Source organism: uncultured Microbacterium sp. (assembly GCF_963528945.1).
GTDB lineage: Bacteria > Actinomycetota > Actinomycetes > Actinomycetales > Microbacteriaceae > Microbacterium.
In genome coordinates, this window is sequence record NZ_CAURWX010000001.1 from 1288684 (window position 1) to 1302833 (window position 14150).

Here is a 14150-nt window from a genome sequence, read left to right on the forward strand (position 1 = left end):
GTGGACTATGACCGACCGCGCGCTCCGTTCCATCCCGTTCACCGACGCTCAGGGGCAAGAGAAGACGCTCGACGACCTCGGCGCCGATGTCGTGCTGGTCGTCAACGTCGCATCGAAGTGCGGACTCACGCCGCAGTACGAGCAGCTCGAGGAACTGCAGCGCCTCTACGGGGACCGCGGGTTCAGTGTCGTCGGCTTCCCGAGCAACCAGTTCCTGCAGGAGCCCGGCTCCGTCGAGCAGATCACCGAGTTCTGCTCGACCACCTACGGCGTCACGTTCCCGGTGAACGACAAGGTCAAGGTGAACGGTCGCAATGCCGCCGAGCTCTACAAGGCGCTCAAGGAGACCCCCGACGCGAACGGCAAGGCCGGCCGCGTGGAATGGAACTTCGAGAAGTTCCTCGTGCTGCCGGACGGCGAGGTCCTCCGGTTCCGGCCGAAGCAGAAGCCGGACGACCCCGCGATCGTCGGCGCGATCGAAGCCGCGCTGATCCGTTAGACCTCGGCGGTCTCCGGCTCGACGCCGTCCTCCGACGCGCCGCGCTGCGACCACAGGTCGCGCAGCACGTTCTCGAACGCCTCCGGCGGCTGGGCGCCGCTGATGCCGTACTGCCCGTCGACGACGAAGAACGGCACGCCCTGGATGCCGTAGGCCCGCGCCTGAGCCTGGTCTTGGCGCACGGCGGGCAGGTACCTCTCGCTGACGAGCGCCTCGCGCGCGGCATCCGCATCGAGGCCGACCTCGTCGGCCAGCGCCACCAGGTCGTCGATGCGGCCGACGTGCTTGCCCTCGGTGAAGTACGCCGACATCAGGCGTTCCTCCATCTCGTGCTGGCGGCCCTGCTCCTTGGCGAAGTGCAGCAGCTCGTGCGCCTTCACGGTGTTGGTGTGCTGCAGCAGGTCGAACCGGTACTGCAGTCCCGCGTTCTCGGCGACGCCCGTGACGTGCGACAGCATCTGCTCGACCTGGTCGCGCGGCATGCCCTTGTGACCCGAGAGGAAGTCGATCTCGTCGCCGTCGAAGTCCACGGGGGTGTCGGGTGAGAGCTCGAACGAGTGGAAAGTGATGTTCACCTGCGGCGCGTCGTCATCGCCCGCGACGGCCTCCAGTCCCTTCTCGAGGTTGCGCTTGCCGATGTAGCACCAGGGGCAGGCGATGTCGGACCAGATGTCGATGGAGATGGGTTCGCTCACACCACCATCCAACCGCAGCCGCGGAAGTCGTATTCCGCCGATAGGATTTCCGGATGCTCGGCGCCGACGATCCTCTCCCGCTCGTGCCGCGACGGGTGCTGATCGCAGGCGTCACCGGGTCGGGCAAGACGACGCTCTGCCATCGGATCTCGCGGCTGTGGGGTCTGCGCCGCGTCGAGATGGACGCCCTGTTCCACGGGCCGGACTGGACCCCTCGACCCCGGTTCCTCGACGATGTGCGCGCGTTCGCGGCCGAGGATCGCTGGGTCACCGAGTGGCAGTACACCAGCAAGGGCACTGACCACATCCTCACCCCGCGCACGGAGCTCGTGATCTGGCTCGACTACCCCTACCGGGTTGTCCGCTCGCGCCTGCTGCGCCGGACGATCAGCCGCAGCATCCTGCGCACGAAGATGTGGAACGGCAACGTCGAGAAGCCGATCTGGCGCATGTTCGGGGGCACACCGGAGGAGAACATCCTGGCCTGGCAGACCGCGACGCTCACGAAGTGGGCGGAGCGGATGCCGCTCGCCGCCGCCGAATTCCCGCACCTCGTGATCGTGCGCCTGCGGCATCCGCGGGAGGCGGAGCGCTGGCTCCGCGCTCAGGCCGAGGCGTCGGGGGTGTCGACGGCGCCACCGAAGCGGCGGTCGCGAGACAGGTAGACGCCGATCGCCCGCCACAGCTCCTCGCGCGAGAAGTCGGGCCACAGGGTGTCGAGGAACACCATCTCGGCGTACGCCGACTCCCACAGCAGGAAGTTCGACGTGCGCTGCTCTCCCGAACTGCGCAGGAACAGGTCGACGTCGGGCATGTCCGGCACGTAGAGGTGCCGGCGGATCATCTTCTCGGAGATCGCATTCGGCGTGACGCGGCCCGCGGCCACCTCGGTCGCGATCCGGCGCATCGCGTCGACGAGCTCGATGCGCCCGCCGTAGTTGACGCACATCGTGAGCGTGAGCACGTCATTGTGGCGCGTCAACTGCTCGGCGTACTGCAGTTCCTTGATGACGCTGCCCCAGAGCCGCGGTTTGCGGCCAGCCCACCGCACCCGCACGCCCCACTCGTTGAGCTGGTCGCGGCGACGATGCAGGACGTCGCGGTTGTAGCCCATGAGGAAGCGCACCTCTTCGGGCGAGCGGGCCCAGTTCTCCGTCGAGAACGCGTAGACCGAGAGGTGCTTGACTCCGGCCTGGATGGCGCCGGCGACGACGTCGAGCAGCACCTCCTCCCCCGCCTTGTGCCCCTCGATGCGGTTGAGACCGCGGCGGTTGGCCCAGCGACCGTTGCCGTCCATCACGATCGCGACGTGCTCGGGCACCGCGGGGAACTGCGGCGGATGCACGCCGGTCCAGTCGAGCGGCCGATAGGCGACCGCGTCCTTGTGCGTGTAGGGCTTCGGTGTCACCGGGGTCCTCCGGGGTCGTGCGAGACGTGTGCGAGCGAGCGGATGCCCCGCTCGAGATGCCACTGCGCATAGGCCGACACGAGGCCGGAGGCGGCGGCGCTGTCGGCGTGGGCGGCGGCGTCGACCGCTTCCCAGTCGCCGGCGAGCAGGGAACGCAGCAGCGCGAGGGCCTTCTCCCCCACCCGTGGGCTGCCGACCGGAGCATCGGCCGAACACACCACGCCGCCGAGCTGTGCCACGAACACCGGATGCGGTCCCGGCGCACCGCACCGGGCGCAGTCGGTGAGCGACGGCGCCCAGCCCGACAGCGCCATCACGCGCAACAGGTACGAGTCGAGGATGCTGCGGGGGGCGTGCTCCCCGCGCGACAGCGCCCGCAGTCCACCGACCAGGAGCAGGTACTGCTCGGGGGTGGTCTCGGCGTCGTTCAGGCGGTCGGCCGTCTCGACCATCGCACTCGCGGCCGTGAACCGGTCGTAGTGCGCGACGATGTCGGCGCCGTAAGCCCCGAGCGACTCGGCCTGCTGCACGATGTCGAGCGACCGCCCGGCGTACAGCTGCACGTCCGCCACCATGAACGGCTCCAACCGCGACCCGAACTTCGACGACGTGCGCCGTACTCCCTTGGCCACAGCACGGATCTTGCCGTGGTGGCGCGACAGCATCGTGACGATGCGGTCGGCCTCACCCAACTTGTGGGTGCGGAGGATCACCGCTTCGTCTCGATAGGTGGGCATACGTCGATTATCCTCCGTACGGGAGAATGGACGGGTGACCGAACCGCTCTTCACCATCCCCTTCTGGGCGGATCTGCTCGGCGTCGGCCTCGGCGGCGTGCAGGGGGCGCTCTTCGCCTCCGGGTTCCAGGGGCAGCGCCGGCTCGACTGGCTCGGCGTCGCGATCATCGGGATCATGATCGGGATGGGCGGCGGTCTGATCCGCGACATCCTGCTCGGACAGACCCCCGCGACGCTGCAGAACCAGTGGTACCTGGTGACGGCGGCGGGCGCGGCCCTGTTCGGCATGCTCCTCGCCGGCCTCTTCACGCGCCTCAACACGGTCATCGTGGTGCTCGACGCGGTCGTGATCGGCATGTTCGGGGCCTTCGGCACGAGCAAGGCGCTCGCGTTCGGCGTGCCCGAGGTGCCCGCGGTCTTCATCGGGGTGTGCGCGGCTGTCGGCGGCAGTGTGCTGCGCGACATGCTCATGGGGCTCCCCACGGCGATCATGCACGTCGGCTCGCTCTATGCGGTGGCCGCGGGTGGCGGCTGCGCCTTCATCGTGGTCGCGCACGCCCTCGGCATGCCGATCCCTCTCGCTGCGGTGATCGGCATCGCCGTGACCGCTGTCATCCGCGTGCTGGCGGTGAGCTTCGACGTCTCGCTCCCCGAGCAGCGCCGCCTCTACCGTCGCAAGGTCGCGGCCGAGACCGGCACGATCCCGATCGTCAAGCCCTGAGGCTGCGCGGCCGCCCTTCTGCCGAGCCCCACGACACCATCGCCACGCGAAGGCCCCCTGTGCGCAAGGTCATCGCCGCGCGGACAGGGGGCCGTGGCCGTCGTTGTCAGACGCCGGCGAGCTCCGACTGGCGCGCCCGGATCGAGCGGTTCACGCCCGACACGATGGCCTTGAGCGATGCGGTCGAGATGTCGCCGTCGATGCCGACGCCCCACAGGCGCTGATCGCCGATCTGCAACTCGACGTACGCTGCCGCCTGCGCGTCACCGCCGGCGCTGAGCGCGTGCTCGACGTAGTCGTAGAGGGTGATGTCGAAGCCCTGGGCGCGCAGCACCTCGATGAACGCCGCCACCGGACCGTTGCCGTTACCGACGACGGCGAGCTCCTGCTCGTCGTCGCGCAGGGTGACGTCGAGAACGACATCGCCCGACATGTCGCTGCGGGTCTGCGTCGCCAGCAACTCGAAGCGCCCCCACTTGTCGGCGCTCGCGGCGGCGGGCAGGTACTCGTCGGTGAAGATCGACCAGATCTGCTCGCTCGTGACCTCGCCGCCCTCCGCATCGGTCTTGGCCTGCACGACGCCGGAGAACTCGATCTGCAGCTTGCGCGGAAGATCGATCGCGTGGTCGGCCTTCAGCAGGTACGCGACGCCGCCCTTGCCGGACTGCGAGTTCACGCGGATGACCGCCTCGTACGACCGCCCCAGATCCTTCGGGTCGACCGGCAGGTAGGGAACCGCCCACTCGATGTCGTCGACCGAGACGCCCTGCGCGTCGGCCCGGGTCGCCATCGCCTCGAAGCCCTTCTTGATGGCATCCTGATGCGATCCGCTGAACGCCGTGAACACCAGGTCGCCCGCCCAGGGGCTGCGCTCGGGCACCGGCAGCTGGTTGCAGTACTCGACCGTGCGCTTGACCTGATCGATGTCGCTGAAGTCGATCTGCGGGTCGATGCCCTGGGTGAACATGTTGATGCCCAGCGCGACGAGGTCGACGTTCCCGGTGCGCTCGCCGTTACCGAACAGGCAGCCCTCGATCCGGTCGGCGCCGGCCATGTAGCCGAGCTCGGCCGCGGCGATGGCCGTGCCGCGGTCGTTGTGCGGGTGCAGCGACAGGATGACGTTCTCGCGGTGGGCCAGGTGGCGGCTCATCCACTCGATCGAGTCGGCGTAGACGTTGGGCGTGGCCATCTCGACGGTGGCCGGCAGGTTGACGATCACCTTGCGCTCGGGTGTCGGCTCGAAGACCTCGATCACCTGATTGCAGATGTCGACGGCGAATTCGAGCTCGGTGCCCGTGTAGCTCTCGGGCGAGTACTCGTAGAACACCTGGGTCTCGGGGATGCGCTTCTCGAACTCGCGGCACAGGCGCGCGCCCTCCAGGGCGATGTCGATGATGCCCTGCTTGTCGGTGCGGAACACGACCTCGCGCTGCAGCACGCTGGTCGAGTTGTACAGGTGCACGATCGCCTGCTTGGCGCCCTTGATCGCCTCGTAGGTGCGCTCGATGAGGTGCTCTCTGGCCTGGGTCAGCACCTGGATGGTCACGTCGTCGGGGATCAGGCCGTCGTCGATGAGCTGGCGCACGAAGTCGAAGTCGGTCTGGCTCGCGGACGGGAATCCGACCTCGATCTCCTTGTAGCCCATGCTCACGAGCAGTTCGAACATGACGCGCTTGCGCTCGGGGGACATCGGGTCGATGAGCGCCTGGTTGCCGTCGCGCAAGTCGACGGCGCACCAGCGGGGTGCCTCGGTGATGCGGGCGTCCGGCCAGGTGCGGTCGGGCAGATCGACGCGGATCTGCTCGTGGAACGGGCGGTACTTGTGGATCGGCAGGCCGGAGGGGCGCTGAGTGTTCTGCATGATGGGGCTTCTTCTCTTCGTCGCGTTTATCGGGCCAACACAAGCGCCGCGACGAGGAAGGCCCTAGCTCTCAGGACTCGTCGCGGCAGCTAAGAAGAAGCAGACCGCCGAAAGGCATGTCGTCATGCTAGCAGGACGACCCGCCCCGTCGGGACGCGATCAGAAGACGCAGCGCACAGTGGTCGCCGTTCCGCCCACCGGTACCCATGAGCCGGCGTACGCGGTGGCGAGGACGCCGCCGCTGCTGCTGCGTGCCTGCGCGTAACCGCTGGGCCGGGCGTTCACCAGGGATCGCGGAATGAATCCGGACGGCGCCGGGAGCGTTCCGCAGATGCTCCAGCTGACGGTCAGTCCCGTCAGCTGACCCGTGAAGATGCAGATCCTGCCGGTGGCGCACGGTCCGACGGAGCGTGCGGCGGGGCCGCCGGATCGCGCGACGCTGGCCTCCATGCCGAGCTCCGGCCACACGGCGTGCGTGCCGTCGATCAGGATGCCCCCCGGATTGTCTTCGAGGAGCTGCGCGATCTGCGGATCAACGTCATCGGGCGTCGATGCGGATGCCGCGACCGGCGCACCACCCAGGAGGAGTGCCGTGACCAGGAGGCCGACCACACCGATTCTCGTCATTCTCATCGCAGGATCCCTTCGTCGACGTCCCACAGCTGGTACGAGATCACGGCGCCGGTCGGGAAGACGTCGTCCTCTCCGAGCCACGTGCGCTCGATGCCGATCACGCGCCCGGTATCCGCCGAGATGAGCACGACATCGCTCGCGGAGCCGTCCGGGGTGGGCACGCGCAACGCGGTCGCCGCTCGCCCGAGACGATCGACGGTCGACCCCAGCGCCTCCACGCCGTCGGACTCGGCCAGGATCGCGAGCATCTCCGCTTCCTGCGCGTTGGTCGGCGTCCACTGCCCGAGAACGGAGGAGAGAGCGGTGACGACGTCGGAGGCCGTGTACTCCTGCGGCAGCCAGTAGGCGTGCAACAGGTCGAGCACCTCGGTGCGGCTGGAGCCGACGAGGTCGCGGAGCGGAACCTCGAAGCCGCCGGCGGGCGTGTCGACCTGCCAGGAGACCTCGCCGCTGCTCGACACCTCGGCGCCGATGTTGGCCTCCGCGTCGTCGGGAGCGTACGGAACGCCGTCATAGGCGACTGCCGTCGCCGAGAGGTCGGGTCGCCAGTCGAGTGCGACCAGCTGCGGGACGATCTCGCTCTCCTCTCGACCGAGGTCGACCGAGAAGGACCACGATGCCGACCGCACCGTGCGCTGCGCCTCGACAGGACCGCCGGTCGACAGCGCGGTGCGCGCGTCATCGACGATGTCGGAGACGGAACCGGCCTCGTCGAAGTCGAGGGGCGCGGGCGCACCCGCCACCGCGGCCGTTTGCGGCACGAACACCGCCACCGCGAGGGCAGCCGACGCGGCGACCGCGGTGGCTCCGATGGCCCACCCCGCGATCGAGGATCCGCGCGGGCGAGGGGCACGAGCGCGGGCGCGGCGCAGGATGCGCTCGCGGTCCTGCACGGCACGGGCGTCGGGGGTGGATCCCCGGGGCGTGCGCGCGGGGTCGGCGTCGACCAGCACGCGCTCCAGCGTGGCGCTCTCAGTCATCCACGATCACCCCCTCCGATCTCAGGGCGGCGCGCAGACGGATCTGTGCACGGCCGAGCGTTCTGCGGACGGAGCCCCGCGGCCGCCGCCATAGTTCGGCGATCTCCCCCACCGACAGCCCATCCCAGTACGTGAGCATGATGATACGCCGTTCCTTGGCTTTGAGAACAGCGAGTGCACGGATGACGCGCCCGCGTCGGGTCGAATCGCCCTCGCCAGACTCCGGGTCGGTCCCCTCGCCGAGCACCCCGTGCTCGACCGTGTCCGCCGCAGCGCGCAGAGCCCCCACGTCTTCGGCCCGAGCACCGAGCACGGCGTCGGCGGTGCGCAGCAGCCAGATGCGCCCCGGCGGGGTGCGGGCGTCCAGACGCGTCCACGCGTGCAGGAACACCTCAGACACGATCGCCGACACCTGCGCGTCGTCGAGCACGACGCCCTCGACATGCCGGCGGACGGCAGCCCAGTTCTGGTCGAACAGCTGCCGGAATGCTTCGTCCCGTGGCGGTCTCGGGTTCTCGCCACGGGTGCTCATCCGCGGAGATCCGGGGGCCGGGGCGCCGGAATCCGCACGGACGACGCGGTCATCAGAACCCGAGCCGGCCGAGCTGCTTGGGGTCGCGCTGCCACTCGCGGGCGACCTTCACGTGCAATCCCAGGAAGACCCGGGTGCCGAGGAGCTCCTCGATCCCCCCGCGGGCGCGAGCGCCGACATCCCGCAGGCGTTTGCCCTTGTGCCCGATGATGATGGCCTTCTGGCTGTCGCGCTCCACCACGATCGACGCGTGGACGTCGGTGAGGTCGCTGCCCTCCCGCGCGGCCACCTCGTCGATGACGACGGCGATCGAGTGCGGCAGCTCGTCGCGGACCCCGTCGAGCGCCGACTCGCGGATGATCTCCGCGATGCGGTCCTCGTCGGACTCGTCCGTCGTGATGCCCTCGGGGTAGAGCGCCGGACCGTGCGGCATCAGACCGAGGATCTCATCGGACAGCACGTCGAGCTGATCCCGGGTGAGCGCCGACAGCGGCACCACGGCGGCCCAGTCCTCACGCAGCGCGTCGACCTCGATCAACCGTTCGGTGATGTCGTCGCGGGCCGCGGCATCCGTCTTCGTCACGATCGCGATCTTCTTCGCCCGGGGGTAGCCGTCGAGGGAGGCGGCGATGCGGCGGTCGCCGGGGCCGACCTTCTCGGTCGCCGGCACGCAGAAGCCGATCACGTCGACATCGCCGAGCACCTGCTCCACGAGGTCGTTCAGGCGCTCGCCGAGCAGGGTGCGCGGCTTGTGGATGCCGGGGGTGTCCACAATCACCAGCTGGCCGTCCGGACGATTGACGATGCCCCGGATCGCGCGCCGCGTGGTCTGCGGCTTCTCGCTCGTGATCGCGATCTTCTCGCCCACGAGGGCATTCGTGAGCGTGGACTTGCCCACGTTGGGCCGCCCGACGAACGTCACGAACCCGCTCCGGTTCTGCTCAGTCATCGCGCTGCTCTCCTTCTTCCTGTCCGGCTCCGTCGTGCGACGCCGCCCTCTCCACGAACACCGTCGCGATCCCGCGGCCGCGTCCGCGGGATGCCCCGCCGGTGAGCACGAGACCGTCGACGACCGCCGTGGCCCCGGGCTGCGGCACCTGTCCGAGAGCCTTGCCCAGCAGTCCGCCGATCGAGTCCACGTCCTCGTCCTCGAGCTCCAGCCCGAAGAGATCACCGACGTCTTCGAGCGACAGCCGGGAACTGACGCGGTATCGGCCGTCGCCGAGATCGAAGAACTCCGCCGACACCCGATCGTATTCGTCCGAGATCTCTCCCACGAGCTCCTCGATCAGGTCCTCGAGGGTGACGAGACCGGAGATCCCGCCGTGCTCGTCGATCACGAGGCAGACGTGCACGGCGTCGCGCTTCATCTGCTGGAGCAGCGTCTCGGCACGCATCGACTCGGGTACGAACGTCGCGGGCCGGGCGATCGGGCGGATCGACGCCCCACGCCAGGCGCCCTCGTCGCGATAGGCGAACTGCACGAGGTCCTTGAGGTAGAGCACCCCCACCACGTCGTCGGCCTCGTCGTCGACGACCGGCATGCGCGACACGCCCCGCTGCAGGAACAGCGCCATCGCCTCGCTGGTCGAGGCGGTCGCGTCGACCGTGACCATCTCGGTGCGCGGCACCATGACGGCGCGCACGAACTGGTCGGTGAAGTCGAACACCGAGTGGATGAGGTCGCGGTCGTCGGCCTCGATGAGGTCGTTGGACGCCGCCTCGTCGACCATGCTGAGCAGCTGCTCCTCCGAGGTGAACGAGCTGCGACCGGCGCCGGGGGTAACGCGGTTGCCGAGCACGACGAGACCCTGGGCGATCGGTCCGAGCAGGATGCGGAGGCCGCGCACGATCGGCGCGGTCCCCCGCAGCAGCCCGTCGGCGTGGTGTCGACCGAACGACCGCGGGCTCGCGCCGACCAGCACGAACGTGATGCCCGTCATGAGCACGGCGGCGGCGAGCATGGCCCACCACACGTTGTCGAGCAGCGAGGTGAGGGCGACGGTCACGAGCACGGCGGCGGTGGTCTCGGCGAGCACACGGATGAAGGCGACGGCGTTGACGTGCGCATCCGGGTCGGCCGCGATCCTCGCCAGCTGCGGCGCGTTGCGGCCCTCGGAACCCATCTCCTCGAGGTCGGCGCGCGAGCGCACGCCGAACGCGGCGTCGATCGCCGCCATGAGGCCGCCGAAGGCGACGAGCAGCACGGCGCCGGCGAGGAGGAACGCGACGGCGACGGTCATCGCCGGCGCTCGGCTGCGGCGAAGCCCTGGATGAGCTCCTTCTGCAGCCCGAACATCTCGCGCTCCTCGTCGGGCTCGGCGTGATCGAAGCCGAGCAGGTGCAGCAGACCGTGGGTCGTCAGCAGGATCAGCTCGTCCATGACGGTGTGGCCGGCGGCCTGCGCCTGGGTCTCGGCGACCTGGGGGCACAGCACGATGTCGCCGAGCAGCCCCGGGGGCGTCGGGCGGTCCTCGCTGCCGGGGCGCAGCTCGTCCATCGGGAAGCTGAGCACGTCCGTCGGGCCGGGCTCGTCCATCCACTGCACGTGGAGGGCCTCCATCGCACCCTCGTCGACGAGCACGATCGCCACCTCGGCGTCGGGGCTGACGTGCAGCTGCTCCAGATTGAAGTCGGTGAGCCGTTGCAGCACCGTCTCGTCGACGTCGATCGCCGACTCGTTGTTGATCTCGATCATGAGAGTCCTCGTTTCGGCATGCGGTCGCGCGGGCCCGGTCGCTGCGCACCTCGGCGGTCGGCGCGGTTCGCGAACTCCGCGGCCTGCTCGCGCTCCACGCGCTGGGCCGTGCGGCGCTCGTCGTACTCGCTGTACGCGTCGACGATGCGGCCCACGAGGGAGTGCCGCACGACGTCGTCGCTGGTCAGGCGGGAGAAGTGGATGTCGTCGATGTCGTTCAGCACTCGGGTGACGAGGCGCAGACCGGATGCCCCCTGCGGCAGGTCGACCTGGGTGATATCGCCGGTCACGACCATCCTCGTGCCGAAGCCGAGGCGGGTGAGGAACATCTTCATCTGCTCGGGTGTGGTGTTCTGCGCCTCGTCGAGCACCACGAACGAGTCGTTCAGGGTGCGCCCGCGCATGTAGGCGAGCGGCGCGACCTCGATGGTGCCCGTCGCCATGAGGCGGGGCACGATCTCGGGGTCCATCATCTCGTTGAGCGCGTCGTAGAGCGGACGCAGGTACGGGTCGATCTTGTCGGTGAGGGTTCCCGGCAGGAAGCCGAGCCGCTCCCCCGCCTCGACGGCCGGGCGGGTCAGGATGATGCGGGTGACCTCCTTGCGCTGCAGCGCCTGCACCGCCTTGGCCATCGCGAGGTAGGTCTTGCCGGTTCCGGCCGGACCGATGCCGAACACGATCGTGTTCTCCTCGATCGCGTCGACGTACTCCTTCTGCCCGAGGGTCTTGGGTCGGATCACCTTGCCGCGCGTCGACAGGATCGCCTCCCCCAGCACCTCGCTGGGGCGCGGCCCGCCGTCGCGGAGCATGCGCGCCGAGCTCGCGACGTCGCTCGGGGCGAGGTCGGCCCCTCCGCGGGTCATCTCGAGCAGCTCGTCGACGAGCGTGCGCGCCTTCGCCACCGCATCCGTCTCGCCGCTGAGCGTGATCTCATTGCCCCGCACGAGCACCTGCACGTCGCGGTGCTCGCGCTCGAGCATCCGCAGCAGCCGGTCCTGCGGGCCGAGCAGCTGCACCATCGCGACGCCGTCGGCATAGATCTTCTCGACGGCCTCCGGTGCGGATGCTCCGCTGCGGCGCTCCGGGACCTCGGGTCGTTCGTGGTTGTCAGGCACCGACGCTCTTCTCGGTCAGTCCTCCGGCCAGCACATGCGCGTGGACGTGGAACACGGTCTGCCCGGCGTTCTCGCCGGTGTTGAAGACGAGGCGGAAGTCGCCGTCGTCGGTGTGCGCGCCCGCGAGCCGGGTCGCGAGGGCGACCATCTCGGCGAGCAGCGCGGGATCTCCTGCGGCGAGCTCGGCGACGTCGCGGTACTCCGCGGTCTTCGGGATCACCAGCAGATGCACCGGCGCCTGCGGCGCGATGTCGCGGATCGCGAAGACGCGGTCGGTCTCGCCGACGATCTCGGCCGGAATCTCGCCGTCGAGGATGCGCGTGAAGATCGAGGGCTCGGTCATGCATCCAGTCTAGCGGCGGCCTCTGCGGCCACGGCGGGGACGCGCGCGGTCACCAGCGCCCCAGCGCGGCGGAGAGAACGGCGATCGCCGCCGGCCCCGCAGTCGAGGTGCGGAGCACCGTGTCGCCCAGCAGCACGCGCTCGGCCCCGGCCTCGACGAGCCGGTCGACCTCGTCGTCGGAGACGCCGCCCTCGGGGCCGACCACGAGAACCACGTCGCGGCCGTCCGGCTGCAGCTGGGTCACGCGGGTCTCGGCGCGGGGGTCGAGCACGAGCACCCGCGCGTCGTTCGCGCGCGTCGCGAGCTGCGCCGTCGAGGCGACAGCGGCGACCTCGGGAACCCAGGCGCGGTGCGCCTGCTTGGCGGCCTCGCGCACGATGGTCGCCCACCGCTCGCGACCCTTCACGGCCTTCGGGCCCTCCCAGCGCGAGACGCTGCGAGACGCCTGCCACGGCACGATCTCGTCGACGCCCAGCTCGCAGGCCGCCTGCACCGCGAGCTCGTCGCGGTCGCCTTTCGCGAGGGCCTGCGCGAGGACGATGCGCGGAGTCGCCGCCGCGACCTCGGTGCGGCCGCCGACGCGCACCTCGACCCGCGTCGGAGCCACCGTCTCGGCCGCGCCGGTCAGCCAGACGCCGGCGCCGTCGCCGAGGGTGACGATTTCGCCCACCCGGAGCCGACGCACCACCGCCGCGTGCTTCGCCTCGGCACCGGTGAGCGCGACGAGGTCGCCGACCGTCGCCGCGGCGGCCTCGGGAACGAGGAAGTGCAGCGCCATGGGTCAGTGCGAACGGAAGCGGTCGCGGAGCTTCGAGAACAGCCCCTGCTGGAACTGCGCCAGCTGCGGGCCCGGGCTCTTCGCCTTCTTGGCGAAGTCCTCGATGAGCGCCCGCTGCGAGGAGTCGAGCTTCGTGGGTGTCACCACCTGCACGCCCACGCGCAGGTCGCCGCGCTGCGTGCCACGGAGCGGAGTGATGCCGCGCCCCTTGATGGTCAGCACATCACCGGACTGCACGCCCGCCCGGACCTCGAGGTCGACCTCGCCGTCGAGACCCTGGATGGAGGTCTCGGTGCCGAGGATCGCATCCGTCATCGACACCTCGAGCGTCGCGAGCAGATCGTCGCCGTCACGGCTGAACGCGGGGTGCGGATTGACGGTCACCTCGACGTACAGGTCGCCGTGCGGGCCGCCCGCCTTGCCGACCTCGCCGGAGCCGGGCAGCTGGAGCCGCAGACCGGTCTCGACGCCGGCGGGGATGTCGAGCGAGACGGTGCGACGCGACCGCACGCGCCCCTGGCCGCCGCAGGTGGCGCAGGGGTACGGGATCGTCGTGCCGTAGCCCTCGCAGGTGCCGCAGGGCTGCGAGGTGACGACGTTGCCGAGCAGGCTGCGCACCTGGCGCTGGACGTGCCCCGATCCGCCGCAGATGTCGCAGGTGACGGGGGACGTGCCCTCCTGGCAGCACGACCCCTGGCAGGTCTCGCACAGCACCGCGGTGTCGACCTCGATGTCGCGATGCGCCCCGAAGACGACGTCGCCGAGGTCGAGCGTCACGCGCACCAACGCATCCTGTCCGCGCTCCCGGCGCGACCGCGGACGACCCCGGCCGCCGGCCTGCGCGCCGCCGAAGAACGTCTCGAAGATGTCGCCGAAGCCGCCGAACCCTCCGCCGAATCCGTTCGCCGCGCCGTCGCCGCCGCCCATGTCATAGCGCCGCCGCGAATCGTCGTCGCTCAGCACGTCGTAGGCGTGGGTGACGAGCTTGAACTGCTCGGCGGCGTCCTCACCCGGATTCACATCCGGGTGCAGCTGGCGCGCCAGACGCCGGTACGCCTTCTTGATCTCATCGGTGGAAGCGTCCCGGGACACCCCGAGAACCTCGTAGTGGTCCGCCACAATCGCCTTTCTGCGTGGTCTTCGTCGGCGT

General features: G+C 69.9%; 17 protein-coding genes. 3 read left to right on the forward strand and 14 right to left on the reverse strand.

Annotated elements, in window-relative coordinates:
* Positions 1-7: 7 nt before the first annotated feature.
* Positions 8-499, forward strand: a complete 492-nt coding sequence (locus RWS82_RS06135; RefSeq protein WP_314647844.1) for a glutathione peroxidase — start codon at positions 8-10, stop codon at positions 497-499.
* Here RWS82_RS06135 and RWS82_RS06140 read toward each other — a convergent pair.
* Positions 496-1194, reverse strand: coding sequence for a DsbA family oxidoreductase (locus RWS82_RS06140; protein WP_314647846.1), 699 nt, complete (start codon positions 1192-1194; stop codon positions 496-498). The genes RWS82_RS06135 and RWS82_RS06140 overlap by 4 nt on opposite strands.
* Positions 1195-1247: 53 nt before the next feature.
* On the opposite strand from RWS82_RS06140, the gene RWS82_RS06145 reads away from it, so the two are divergent.
* Positions 1248-1859, forward strand: a complete 612-nt coding sequence (locus tag RWS82_RS06145) for an AAA family ATPase (RefSeq protein WP_314647848.1) — start codon at positions 1248-1250, stop codon at positions 1857-1859.
* On the opposite strand, the gene RWS82_RS06150 is transcribed toward RWS82_RS06145, so the two are convergent.
* Positions 1799-2602 (reverse strand): isoprenyl transferase, encoded by an 804-nt coding sequence (locus RWS82_RS06150; protein ID WP_314647849.1) that lies wholly within the window; start codon positions 2600-2602, stop codon positions 1799-1801. The genes RWS82_RS06145 and RWS82_RS06150 overlap by 61 nt on opposite strands.
* Positions 2599-3339 (reverse strand): DNA repair protein RecO, encoded by a 741-nt coding sequence (gene recO / locus RWS82_RS06155; protein ID WP_314647851.1) that lies wholly within the window; start codon positions 3337-3339, stop codon positions 2599-2601. The genes RWS82_RS06150 and recO overlap by 4 nt, the downstream gene beginning before the upstream one ends.
* Before the next feature lie 34 nt (positions 3340-3373).
* On the opposite strand from recO, the gene RWS82_RS06160 reads away from it, so the two are divergent.
* Positions 3374-4060, forward strand: a complete 687-nt coding sequence (locus tag RWS82_RS06160) for a TRIC cation channel family protein (RefSeq protein ID WP_314647852.1) — start codon at positions 3374-3376, stop codon at positions 4058-4060.
* A gap of 106 nt (positions 4061-4166) precedes the next feature.
* Here RWS82_RS06160 and leuA read toward each other — a convergent pair whose 3' ends face one another.
* The 11 genes from leuA to dnaJ all read right to left on the reverse strand — a co-directional run bounded on the left by leuA (position 4167) and on the right by dnaJ (position 14119).
* Positions 4167-5921, reverse strand: a complete 1755-nt coding sequence (gene leuA, locus RWS82_RS06165; RefSeq protein ID WP_314647854.1) for a 2-isopropylmalate synthase — start codon at positions 5919-5921, stop codon at positions 4167-4169.
* Positions 5922-6080: 159 nt separating this feature from the next.
* Complete coding sequence (locus RWS82_RS06170; RefSeq protein ID WP_314647856.1) at positions 6081-6554, reverse strand: hypothetical protein; 474 nt, start codon at positions 6552-6554, stop codon at positions 6081-6083.
* On the reverse strand, positions 6551-7534 hold the full coding sequence (locus RWS82_RS06175; RefSeq protein ID WP_314647858.1) for a hypothetical protein: 984 nt from the start codon (positions 7532-7534) through the stop codon (positions 6551-6553). The genes RWS82_RS06170 and RWS82_RS06175 overlap by 4 nt, the downstream gene beginning before the upstream one ends.
* On the reverse strand, positions 7527-8066 hold the full coding sequence (locus RWS82_RS06180; RefSeq protein ID WP_314647860.1) for a sigma-70 family RNA polymerase sigma factor: 540 nt from the start codon (positions 8064-8066) through the stop codon (positions 7527-7529). Before RWS82_RS06180 ends, RWS82_RS06175 begins: the two co-directional genes overlap by 8 nt.
* 52 nt (positions 8067-8118) lie before the next feature.
* Positions 8119-9015, reverse strand: a complete 897-nt coding sequence (gene era / locus RWS82_RS06185) for a GTPase Era (protein ID WP_314647861.1) — start codon at positions 9013-9015, stop codon at positions 8119-8121.
* A complete protein-coding gene (locus tag RWS82_RS06190; protein WP_314647863.1) occupies positions 9008-10309 on the reverse strand; it encodes a hemolysin family protein in 1302 nt (433 codons plus the stop codon). Before RWS82_RS06190 ends, era begins: the two co-directional genes overlap by 8 nt.
* Positions 10306-10764: an rRNA maturation RNase YbeY gene (gene ybeY / locus RWS82_RS06195; RefSeq protein WP_314647865.1), complete on the reverse strand. Its 459-nt coding sequence runs from the start codon at positions 10762-10764 to the stop codon at positions 10306-10308. Before ybeY ends, RWS82_RS06190 begins: the two co-directional genes overlap by 4 nt.
* Positions 10761-11783 (reverse strand): PhoH family protein, encoded by a 1023-nt coding sequence (locus RWS82_RS06200; RefSeq protein ID WP_314648209.1) that lies wholly within the window; start codon positions 11781-11783, stop codon positions 10761-10763. The genes ybeY and RWS82_RS06200 overlap by 4 nt, the downstream gene beginning before the upstream one ends.
* A gap of 88 nt (positions 11784-11871) precedes the next feature.
* Complete coding sequence (locus RWS82_RS06205) at positions 11872-12222, reverse strand: histidine triad nucleotide-binding protein (RefSeq protein WP_314647867.1); 351 nt, start codon at positions 12220-12222, stop codon at positions 11872-11874.
* Between the two features lie 49 nt (positions 12223-12271).
* The gene (locus RWS82_RS06210) at positions 12272-13000 is read right to left on the reverse strand and encodes a 16S rRNA (uracil(1498)-N(3))-methyltransferase (protein ID WP_314647868.1); all 729 of its coding nucleotides are present in this window, start codon (positions 12998-13000) and stop codon (positions 12272-12274) included.
* A 3-nt stretch (positions 13001-13003) separates the two neighbouring features.
* Complete coding sequence (gene dnaJ, locus RWS82_RS06215) at positions 13004-14119, reverse strand: molecular chaperone DnaJ (protein WP_314647869.1); 1116 nt, start codon at positions 14117-14119, stop codon at positions 13004-13006.
* Positions 14120-14150 lie beyond the last annotated feature (31 nt).